This window comes from Streptomyces sp. CB03238 (assembly GCF_002099185.1).
In the GTDB taxonomy this organism is placed as follows: Bacteria; Actinomycetota; Actinomycetes; order Streptomycetales; family Streptomycetaceae; genus Streptomyces.
The window spans coordinates 286699-297211 of record NZ_NBCN01000006.1 but is presented as its reverse complement, the minus strand read 5'-3'; the positions used below and the strand labels follow the sequence as shown (position 1 = coordinate 297211).

The 10513-nt window shown below is 71.1% G+C and carries 7 protein-coding genes; 4 read left to right on the top strand and 3 right to left on the bottom strand.

Annotated elements, in window-relative coordinates; translation table 11 throughout:
• Positions 1-7: 7 nt before the first annotated feature.
• Genes nuoL through nuoN form a run of 3 tightly spaced genes read left to right on the top strand, consistent with a single transcriptional unit; the run spans position 8 to position 5195 of the window.
• Positions 8-1948, top strand: a complete 1941-nt coding sequence (gene nuoL, locus BKD26_RS12740; RefSeq protein ID WP_084897931.1) for an NADH-quinone oxidoreductase subunit L — start codon at positions 8-10, stop codon at positions 1946-1948.
• A gap of 5 nt (positions 1949-1953) precedes the next feature.
• The gene (locus tag BKD26_RS12735) at positions 1954-3543 is read left to right on the top strand and encodes an NADH-quinone oxidoreductase subunit M (protein WP_084898017.1); all 1590 of its coding nucleotides are present in this window, start codon (positions 1954-1956) and stop codon (positions 3541-3543) included.
• On the top strand, positions 3540-5195 hold the full coding sequence (gene nuoN, locus BKD26_RS12730; RefSeq protein WP_084897930.1) for an NADH-quinone oxidoreductase subunit NuoN: 1656 nt from the start codon (positions 3540-3542) through the stop codon (positions 5193-5195). The genes BKD26_RS12735 and nuoN overlap by 4 nt, the downstream gene beginning before the upstream one ends.
• Before the next feature lie 63 nt (positions 5196-5258).
• Here the strand turns inward: nuoN and BKD26_RS12725 are convergent, their stop codons facing one another.
• The 3 genes from BKD26_RS12725 to BKD26_RS12715 form a co-directional block, all read right to left on the bottom strand.
• Positions 5259-5795: a hypothetical protein gene (locus BKD26_RS12725; protein WP_084897929.1), complete on the bottom strand. Its 537-nt coding sequence runs from the start codon at positions 5793-5795 to the stop codon at positions 5259-5261.
• Positions 5796-5992: 197 nt separating this feature from the next.
• Complete coding sequence (gene fahA, locus BKD26_RS12720) at positions 5993-7228, bottom strand: fumarylacetoacetase (protein ID WP_084897928.1); 1236 nt, start codon at positions 7226-7228, stop codon at positions 5993-5995.
• 43 nt (positions 7229-7271) lie between these two features.
• Positions 7272-9230 (bottom strand): CocE/NonD family hydrolase, encoded by a 1959-nt coding sequence (locus BKD26_RS12715; protein ID WP_084897927.1) that lies wholly within the window; start codon positions 9228-9230, stop codon positions 7272-7274.
• A gap of 185 nt (positions 9231-9415) precedes the next feature.
• Here BKD26_RS12715 and BKD26_RS12710 point away from each other — a divergent pair, with 185 nt between their 5' ends.
• The gene (locus BKD26_RS12710) at positions 9416-10426 is read left to right on the top strand and encodes a polyprenyl synthetase family protein (RefSeq protein WP_084897926.1); all 1011 of its coding nucleotides are present in this window, start codon (positions 9416-9418) and stop codon (positions 10424-10426) included.
• The last annotated feature ends 87 nt before the right edge of the window (positions 10427-10513 follow it).

Here is a 10513-nt window from a genome sequence, read left to right as displayed (position 1 = left end):
CTGAATCGTGGAGAATCTGATCGCGCTGCTCGTCGCGGCGCCTCTGCTGGGAGCGGCCGTCCTGCTGTGCGGCGGCCGTCGGCTGGACCGGGCCGGGCACTGGCTCGGCACCCTGCTCGCCGCCGCTTCCTTCGCCATCGGGGCGGTGCTCTTCTTCGACATGCTGGGCAAGGGCACCGAGGAACGGGCGCTGCACCAGCACCTGTTCAGCTGGGTGCCGGTGGAGAGCTTCCGGGCGGACATCGCCTTCCAGCTCGACCAGTTGTCGATGACGTTCGTCCTGCTCATCACCGGTGTCGGCACGCTCATCCATGTGTACTCGATCGGGTACATGGCGCACGACGAGCGCAGGCGCCGTTTCTTCGGCTACCTGAACCTGTTCCTCGCGGCGATGCTGCTGCTGGTCCTGGCCGACAACTACCTGCTGTTGTACTTCGGCTGGGAGGGCGTCGGCCTGGCGTCCTACCTGCTGATCGGTTTCTGGCAGCACAAGCCCAGCGCGGCCACCGCCGCGAAGAAGGCCTTCCTGGTCAACCGGGTCGGCGACATGGGCCTGTCCATCGCCATCATGCTGATGTTCACCACCTTCGGGACCTTCACCTTCGGGCCGGTGCTCTCGGCGACGGGCGAGACGTCCGAGGGGATGCTGACGGTCATCGGGCTGATGCTGCTGCTCGCCGCGTGCGGCAAGTCGGCGCAGGTGCCGCTGCAGTCCTGGCTCGGTGACGCGATGGAGGGCCCGACCCCGGTCTCGGCCCTGATCCACGCCGCCACGATGGTGACCGCCGGGGTGTACCTGATCACCCGCTCGGGCGCGATCTTCAACGCCGCGCCGGACGCGCAGCTGGCGGTCGTGGTGGTCGGCGCGGTCACGCTCCTCTTCGGTGCGATCGTCGGTTGTGCCAAGGACGACATCAAGAAGGCGCTGGCCGGTTCGACGATGTCGCAGATCGGCTACATGATCCTGGCGGCCGGGCTCGGCCCGATCGGGTACGCCTTCGCGATCATGCACCTGGTGACGCACGGCTTCTTCAAGGCCGGGCTGTTCCTCGGCGCCGGGTCGGTCATGCACGGCATGAACGACGAGGTCGACATGAGGAAGTACGGCGGGCTCCGGAAGTACATGCCGGTGACCTTCGTGACCTTCGGGCTCGGGTACCTGGCGATCATCGGTTTCCCCGGGCTCTCCGGGTTCTGGTCCAAGGACAAGATCATCGAGGCCGCCTTCGCCAAGGGCGGCACCGAGGGCTGGATCCTCGGCGGGGTCGCCCTGCTGGGCGCGGGCATCACCGCGTACTACATGACCCGCGTGATGATCATGACGTTCTTCGGCGAGAAGCGCTGGCAGCCCGCCCCCGACCCGGACACCGCCCCCAGCGTCGAGCCGGGCATCGAGGTCCACCCCGGCGAGATGCCGCACCCGCACGAGTCCCCGAAGTCCATGACGATCCCGATGATCCTGCTTGCCTTCGGGTCGGTCTTCGCGGGTGCGCTCTTCTCGCTGAACAGCGCGTTCGTCAACTGGCTGAAGCCCGTCACCGAGTTCGAGCACGGGCACCCGCCGATCAGCGCGGGCGCGGTCACCGCGTCCACGGTCGTCGTCCTGCTGATCGGCGTCGGCACCGCGTACGCGCAGTACGGCCGCCGGCCCGTGCCGGTCGTCGCCCCGCGCGGCTCACTGCTCACCCGCGCCGCCCGGCGCGACCTGCTCCAGGACGACTTCAACCACATCGTCCTGGTCCGCGGCGGAGAGCACCTCACCCGCTCGCTGGTCTACATGGACCACACCCTGGTCGACGGGGTGGTCAACGGCACCGCCGCCTCCGTCGGTGGACTGTCCGGCCGGCTGCGCCTGTTGCAGAACGGCTTCGCCCGCTCCTACGCGGTCTCGATGTTCGGAGGTACGGCGGTGCTGATCGCCGCGACCCTGCTGATGAGGGGAGTGTGAGCACCATGTCCGATGTCGTGAACGCGGGCTTTCCCCTCCTGACCGCGACGGCTGCCGTACCGGCCGTCGGCGCGATCCTCACCGCCGCCGTCCCGGCCGCGCGCCGCACGGCCGCCAAGTGGCTGGCGCTGCTGGTCTCCCTGGGCACGCTGGTCCTGGCCGCCCTCGTGGCCATCCGCTTCGAGCCCGGCGGCGACCGCTACCAGCTCACCGAATCGCACGCCTGGATCAAGGACTTCGGGGTGCGGTACGAGCTGGGCGTGGACGGCATCGGGGTGGCGCTCATCGCGCTCACCGCCCTGCTGATCCCGTTCATCATCCTGGCCGGCTGGCACGACGCCGACCCCCTGGAGACCAAGTCCAAGAGGTGGCGGCCCACGCAGGGCTTCTTCGCCCTGATCCTGATGGTCGAGGCGATGGTGATCCTCTCCTTCGAGGCCACCGACGTCTTCCTCTTCTACATCCTCTTCGAAGCCATGCTCATCCCGATGTACTTCCTCATCGGCGGCTTCGGGGACCGGGCCCACGCGGGCACCGACGAGAACGCGGCGGCCCAGCGGTCGTACGCCGCGGTCAAGTTCCTGCTCTACAACCTGGTCGGCGGGCTCATCATGCTGGCCGCCGTCATCGGGCTGTATGTCGTCGCCGGGAACTTCTCCTTGACGGAGATCGCCGCGGCGCGGGCGAGCGGCGAGCTGGAGATGGCGACCAACACGGAACGGCTGCTGTTCCTCGGGTTCTTCTTCGCCTTCGCGGTGAAGGCCCCGCTGTGGCCGCTGCACACCTGGCTGCCCAACGCGATGGGCGAGGCGACCGCGCCGGTCGCCGTGCTCATCACGGCGGTCGTCGACAAGGTCGGCACGTTCGCGATGCTGCGCTTCTGCCTCCAGCTCTTCCCGGAGGCGTCGAAGTGGGCCACGCCCGCGATCATCGTGCTGGCGCTGATCAGCATCGTGTACGGGGCGCTGCTCGCGGTCGGCCAGCGGGACATCAAGCGGCTGGTCGCGTATGCGTCGATCTCCCACTTCGGCTTCATCATCATGGGCATCTTCGCGATGACCAGCCAGGGCCAGTCCGGGGCCACCCTGTACATGGTCAACCACGGGATCTCGACGGCCGCGCTGATGCTGGTGGCCGGGTTCCTGATCTCGCGGCGCGGGTCGCGGCTCATCGCCGATTACGGCGGTGTGCAGAAAGTCGCACCGGTGCTCGCGGGGACGTTCCTGGTGGGCGGCCTGGCCACGCTGTCGCTGCCGGGCCTGGCGCCGTTCGTCAGCGAGTTCCTGGTCCTGGTCGGCACGTTCGCGCGGTATCCGGTGGCCGGGATCATCGCCACGTTCGGCATCGTGCTCGCCGCGCTCTACACGCTGGTGCTCTACCAGCGGACCATGACCGGGCCGGTGAAGGAGGAGGTGCGGGCGATGCCCGACCTCAAGGTGCGTGAACTGGCCGTGGTCGCCCCGCTGATCGCCCTGCTGCTCTTCCTGGGCGTCTACCCCAAGCCGCTGACCGAGATCGTCGACCCGGCCGTGCGGCACACCATGTCCGACGTACAGCAGAAGGACCCCCGGCCCGAGGTGGAGGCAGCCAAGTGAGTACATCCGCTGTCCACAGCCTGTGGACGACGGCCGCCGAGCCGGCCGCCGTCGACAAGATCGGGGCGCCGGTCATCGAGTACGCCCAGCTGGCACCCACGCTGATCGTGGTGGGCGCCGCCGTGGTCGGCATCCTGCTGGAGGCCCTCGTCCCGCGCCGCGCCCGCTACTACGCGCAGGTCTTCCTGACCGTCGTGGCACTCGCCGCCGCCTTCGCGGCGGTGGTCGCCCTCGCGGCCGGTGGCCATGCCACCACCAAGGCGGGCATCGCCGCGATGGGCGCCATCGCGGTCGACGGGCCCGCGCTGTTCCTGCAGGGCACCATCCTGCTGGCCTCGATCGTCGCCGTCTTCACCTTCGCCGAGCGGCGGCTCGACCCCGCCCACCACGGGCACCGGGTCGACTCGTTCGCCGCCGAAGCCGCCGCCGTACCCGGCAGCGACCACGAGAAGGCCGCCGCCAAGGCGGGGTTCACCACGACCGAGGTCTTCCCGCTGGTGCTGTTCGCCGTGGGCGGCATGCTCGTCTTCCCGGCGGCCAACGACCTGCTGACGCTCTTCATCGCGCTGGAGGTCTTCTCACTGCCGCTGTACCTGCTGTGCGCCGTCGCCCGCCGCAAGCGGCTGATGTCGCAGGAAGCAGCGGTCAAGTACTTCCTGCTGGGCGCCTTCTCGTCGGCGTTCCTGCTGTTCGGCATCGCGCTGCTGTACGGGTACGCCGGCTCCGTGTCGTACGCGCGGATCGCCGACGTGGTCGACGGGTCGGTCACCGGCGTCACCCCGGCGCTCGCCCAGACCATGGGCAACGACGTGCTGCTGCTCATCGGCTTCGCGATGGTGCTGATGGGGCTGCTGTTCAAGGTCGGCGCGGTGCCGTTCCACATGTGGACCCCGGACGTCTACCAGGGCGCCCCGACGCCGGTCACCGGCTTCATGGCGGCCGCCACGAAGGTCGCGGCGTTCGGCGCGATGCTGCGGCTGCTGTACGTGGTGGTGCCCGGGCTGACCTGGGACTGGAGGCCGGTCCTGTGGGCCGTCGCCATCGTCACCATGCTGGGCGGTGCGATCGTCGCGATCACCCAGACCGACGTCAAGCGGCTGCTCGCCTACTCGTCGATCGCCCACGCCGGGTTCATCCTCGCCGGTGTCATCGCGGCGACGCCCGACGGCGTCTCATCGGTGCTCTTCTACCTGGGCGCGTACTCGTTCGTGACGATCGGGGCGTTCGCGGTCGTCACGCTGGTGCGGGACGCGGGCGGTGAGGCGACGCACCTGTCCAAATGGGCCGGGCTCGGGCGGCGTTCACCGCTCGTCGCGGCCGTCTTCGCGGTGTTCCTGCTGGCCTTCGCCGGCATCCCGCTGACCTCCGGGTTCTCGGGCAAGTTCGCCGTCTTCAAGGCGGCGGCGGAGGGCGGCGCCGGGGCGCTGGTGGTGGTCGGTGTCATCTCGTCCGCCATCGCCGCGTTCTTCTACATCCGGGTCATCGTGCTGATGTTCTTCAGCGAACCGAAGCCGGAGGGGCCGACGGTCGCCGTACCGTCGCCGCTGACGATGACGACGATCGGGGTCGGCGTCGCCGTGACCCTCATGCTGGGAGTGGCGCCGCAGTACTTCCTCGATCTCGCGGGGCAGGCGGGGGTCTTCGTCCGCTGACGGAAACCGGCTGAGCGTACGGCGGGGTGCCATGGGGCGCCCCGCCGCACGCGTGTGTGCCGGCTACTCGCCCTCGGGGCAGCGCACGGTCGGGTTCCACTCCGTGAACATGCCTTTGGGGTTGTGCTTGTACAGCCAGACATGCAAGTCGTAGTGGACCGGTACACCCGGTTCGACGCCGGGCGACGGACCCAGGAAGGGCTGCCCGAACATGGTCGGGCGGTCGTCGTCCGTCGCGACCTTCTGGTCGCGGTCCTCGACGAAGAACTCGATGCCGGTCAGCCGCTTGCCGTTCTCGGTGTCCTCGTACATCAGCGCGGACGGCTTCGCCGGGTCGGTGGAGTTGTTACGGGCCTTGTTGACGTAGTGGTAGCCCATACCGCCCTCCGGCCGGGAGATGCAGCCGCGCATGGGCTTGTAGCCGTCGGCGACGGCACGCTCCACGGACTGGTACTTCACCGTCGCGCGGTACGCCTTCAGCAGGTCCGCCCGGACCGTGTCGTCGCCGGCGCCGGGCGCCGGGGCGGCCGGGGCGATGCCCAGGGCGAGGGAGGCGAGGGCCGTGAGGGCGAGCGCGGATATGAGCGGGCGGGGGTGCATGCGGCTGCTCCAGGGGTGGGGGAGTACGGGTGGGCTCCCCCCGCTGCCCACTGGTCAGCTTGGGGTGGGGTGCGCCGCGGCGCACGTCCGGCGGGCCGTTCGGCTGACGCTCGCGGGGCGGCGGCGGCGCGCGGCGTACGGCGTACGGCGTACGGCGCCGGAACGGTTCCCCGTCCGCGCCGTACGCCGTCCGCGGGTCAGGGGGCGGGAACGATCCGGCCCGTCACCTCACCGAGGCCCACCTTGGTGCCGTCCGGGCCCGGGGCCCAGGCCGTGAGCGTGACCTCGTCGCCGTCCTCCAGGAACGTCCGCTTGCCGTCGGACAGTTCGAGCGGCTCCTGGCCGTTCCAGGTGAGTTCGAGCAGCGAGCCGCGCTGGTGGACCTCCGGGCCGCTGACCGTGCCGGAGCCGAAGAGGTCGCCCGTACGCAGCGAGGCGCCGTTGACCGTCATATGAGCCAGCTGCTGCGCCGCCGTCCAGTACATGGTCGAGAACGGCGGCTCGGAGACGATCTCCCCGTTGATCCGTACGGTGATACGGAGGTCGAAGCCGCCCGGCTCCTCCTCGGAGCTGTCGTCCAGGTACGGCAGGAGGGCGAAGTCGCGGTCCGGCGGCGAGACGCGGGCGGCGTCCAGGGCCTCCAGCGGCGTCACCCAGGCCGACACGGAGGTCGCGAAGGACTTGCCGAGGAACGGGCCGAGCGGGACGTACTCCCACGCCTGGATGTCGCGCGCCGACCAGTCGTTGAGGAGGGTCAGGCCGAAGACGTGGTCGGGGAAGGCGGTCAGGGGGACTCGCTGGCCGAGGGCGGAGGGGGTGCCGACCAGGAAGCCGACCTCGGCCTCGATGTCGAGCTTCACCGACGGGCCGAAGACGGGCGCCGGGTCGGCGGGGGCCTTGCGCTGGCCCGAGGGGCGCACGATGTCGGTGCCGGAGACCACGACCGTGCCGGAGCGGCCGTGGTAGCCGATCGGCAGGTGCTTCCAGTTCGGCGTGAGCGGCTCGCCGTCCGGGCGGAAGATCCGGCCGACGTTGGTGGCGTGGTGCTCGGACGCGTAGAAGTCGACGTAGTCCGCCACCTCGTACGGCAGGTGGAGGGTCACGGCGGACAGGGGGTGCAGCAGCGGCTCTATGTCCGGGCGGTGGGCGGGAACGGTCACCCAGGCGGTGAGCGCCCGGCGGACGTCGCGCCAGGCGGTGCGGCCGGCCGCGAGCAGCGGGTTCAGGCTCGGCTGTGCCAGCAGCGCCGCGTACGGGGAGCCCAGCGCGTGCGCCGCCGCCCCCGCGTCCAGGACGTGGTCGCCGATGCGGACACCGAGCCGGCGGCGGCCGGGCTCGTCGGCGGTGCTGAAGACGCCGTACGGAAGGTTGTGCGGGCCGAAGGGGTCGCCTTCGGTCAGGTCGAGCGGGCTCTGCTCGGACTGCTCGGGCATCGGTGCTTGCCTCGCTTTCCACGTGTGTGGGGGACACGTTAGATCAGCCTGCCGTACGGGCAATGCGCTTCTCCCAGGTGCGGTGGAAGAGGACCTCGGAGCCTGCCGTGCAGATCACCTCGTCGGAGGTGAGGAAGTGCGTGGCGTCGCAGGCGATCTCGGAGCGGGTGTCGATGGTGACGTTCCAGGGCAGGTCGGGGCGATGCAGGCGGATCTTCCAGACCGAGCGGGTGCGGGGGGAGAGGGGGTCGCTCTCCTGGACGGTGTACGTCTCCAGGGACTCCTCGGTGAGTTCCAGGCCGTCCGGGTAGTGGCGCGTGCCGGCGGGGCGGGGGGTCGTTTCCAGGCGCCATTCGCCCTGGGCGACATCGCGGACGATCAGGCGCTCGGGGCGCCGGGTGTCGGTGTCGTCGAGGGTGGTGGGGACGGTGACGCCGAGGGGCTCGGACTGCTCGGGGTCCTCGAAGGTGACGGTGTCGGCGGTGCGGCTCCGGATGGGGAGCAGGAGCGCGCTGCCGTCGGGGTCGAGCGTGAAGCCGGCGGCGTGCGGGCGGGGCCAGATCCAGGGCCAGTACGCGGAGGAGACCGCGAGCCGGACGCGGTGGCCGGGCGGGAAGGTGTGGCCGGCGCCGTTCAGTTCGAAGACGTGCTCCTTGCCGGAGAGGGTGAGCGCGCCGCGCGTGACCAGGGTGGACGCGCCGTCCGGGGCGACGTCGCAGAGGCGGGCGACGACCTGGCCGGCGGGGGCGTCGGTGCGCAGCGCGAGGGTGACGCGGGGGCGGCCGAGGATCTCGACGGGGGCGCCGTCCGGCGGGACGGGGAAGTCGAAGCACGCCGAGTGGGCGTCCTCGGCGCGCTGGTCGGGCGGCAGGCCGGCGTCGTCGCCGGACGGGACCAGGCGGCCGGCGTCCAGGCCCGTGTGCTGCGGGGAGCGGACGAGGACGGGCGGGCCCTGGAGGGCGTACGTGACCGGCGTGACGTTCGCGGAGGGCCAGGTCCCGTCGCCGACCCAGCGGCCGGGGAACTCCGGGTGGCCGGCGGCGGGCGGGTGGGACGCGCTGATCCAGGAGCGCAGCAGCGGCTCGGACATGATGCCGGTGGGCTCGCCCTTGAGGTGGTGGTCCCACCAGCGCAGCGTCTCCTGGAGGAAGCCGATCGCCGGGCCGGGCAGCCCCCGGTCCGGGTACTGGTGCGACCAGGGCCCGATGATGCCCCGGACCCGGTCGCCCGGCAGGTGCTCGACCAGCCGGAGGACGGTGTCGCGGTACGGGTCGTGCCGACCGCCCACGGCGAGGACGGCCGCCCGGATGGCGCCGTAGTCCTCCCGGACGCCGCCCCGGCGCCAGTAGTCGTCGCGGGTCTGGTGGGCGAGCCAGGTGTGGACGAGCGGCTCCACCCCCTCCAGGCGCGTCAGCCACATGTCGCGCCAGGCGTCACCGACGTACAGAGGATCCGGCGGGCGCGCGGCGAAGGCGAGCATGGTGGCCGCCCGGGAGTGCATACCGGTGGCGAGGACCGAGCCGCCCAGGTAGTGGGCGTCGCCGTCGTACCGGTCGTCGGTGGAGCAGACGGCGACGACCGCCTTGAGCGGCTCGGGGGCGAGGGCGGCGATCCGGAGCGCGGTGGAGCCGTCCCGGCCGAGCCCGAACATCCCGACGCGGCCGTCGCACCACGGCCGGCCGGCGAGCCAGTCGATCACCTCGGCGCCGTCGGCGGGCTCGGCCTGCGCGTACGGGTCGCCCGGCAGCCCCTCGCTGTTGCCGTGGCCGCGCACGTCCACCCGTACCGAGGCGTAGCCGTGGCCCGCGTACCAGGGGTGGCGCTGCCAGTCGCGGGGCGCGGTCCAGTCGGTCAGCCGGTGGGGTGAGTATTCGAGGAGGGCCGGGACGGGGATGTCCGTGAGGGGGCGCCAGACGCGGGCGTAGAGCTTCGTGCCGTCCGCGAGGGGGATGCGGACGTCTTCATGGTCCGTCTCGTACGGGAAGGAGGTGCGGATCTTCATGGGGGACCTCGGGGCCCGTCTCGTCGTAAATAGGTAATTCGTGGCCATATAAGCTGTTCTTGAACATACCGGGGGAGGGTGGAAGGCGCCCACGGTGATCGAAAGGGGACCGGATACGCTGACTTGAGTGAATCCAGCGACACATCGACAATCCGTGTGATCGTCAGCAGACAGGAGACCCCCTCGTGACCGCAGTCGGGCCGTTCGGGCTGAGCGTGCGGGACCAGGCTCTTGAGGCCGATGTCCAGGCCGGATTGGCGGCCGTCGAGGCAGGGCTCCTCGATGCCACCAAGAGTGACGTGCCGTTCATCACGGAGGCGGCGCAGCACCTGGTACGGGCCGGCGGCAAGCGTTTCCGTCCGCTGCTGGTGATGCTCGCCGCCCAGTTCGGCGACCCCCACGCGCCCGGTGTCGTGCCCTCGGCCGTCGTCGTCGAGCTGACCCACCTGGCGACGCTCTACCACGACGACGTCATGGACGAGGCCGACGTACGCCGGGGGGTGGACAGCGCCAACGCCCGCTGGGGCAACTCGGTGGCGGTCCTGACGGGTGACTTTCTCTTCGCGCGCGCCTCGCACATCCTGGCGGACCTCGGCCCGGAGGCCGTCCGCATCCAGGCGGAGGCCTTCGAACGCCTGGTCACCGGGCAGATCCTGGAGACGGCCGGCCCGCGCGACGGGCGGGACCCGGTCGAGCACTACCTGGACGTCATCGCCGGCAAGACCGGCTCGCTGATCGCCGTCTCGGGGCGCTTCGGCGCGATGATGTCGGGCGCCGACGAGCGGACGGTGGACATCCTCACCCAGTACGGCGAGCGGCTCGGCGTCGCCTTCCAGCTCGCCGACGACGTCCTGGACATCGCCTCCGACTCCCACGAGTCGGGCAAGACACCGGGCACCGACCTGCGGGAGGGCATCCCCACGCTGCCGGTGCTGCACCTGCGCGCGCGGGCGGCTTCGGGCGGTGCCGCGGAGGACCTGGCGCTGGTCGAGCTGCTGGACAGCGACCTGACGGACGACGTGCGGCACGCGGACGCGCTGCGGCGGCTGCGCGTCCACCCGGCGCTGGAGCAGGCACGGCGGGACACCGTGCGGTACGCCGAGGAGGCGCGGGCGACGCTGGCACCGCTGCCGGACTGCTACGCGAAGGCCGCGCTGGAGGAGCTGTGCGACCTGGTGGTGCACCGCGCGGGTTAGGCGTCCCGGGGTAGGGGTGTCGGGGTTCGTGTCATCCCGTAGCAGTAGGGAAGTTGGGCCCGCGGGCTGACGCCCCGGGGGGTGCCG

Excerpts from the sequence above, each read along its gene's own strand:
- BKD26_RS12715 (WP_084897927.1), bottom strand. The coding sequence starts at position 9,230 with ATGAAGATCCGCACCTCCTTCCCGTACGAGACGGACCATGAAGACGTC.
- BKD26_RS12725 (WP_084897929.1), bottom strand. The coding sequence starts at position 5,795 with ATGCACCCCCGCCCGCTCATATCCGCGCTCGCCCTCACGGCCCTCGCC.
- BKD26_RS12735 (WP_084898017.1), top strand. The coding sequence starts at position 1,954 with ATGTCCGATGTCGTGAACGCGGGCTTTCCCCTCCTGACCGCGACGGCT.
- fahA (WP_084897928.1), bottom strand. The coding sequence starts at position 7,228 with ATGCCCGAGCAGTCCGAGCAGAGCCCGCTCGACCTGACCGAAGGCGAC.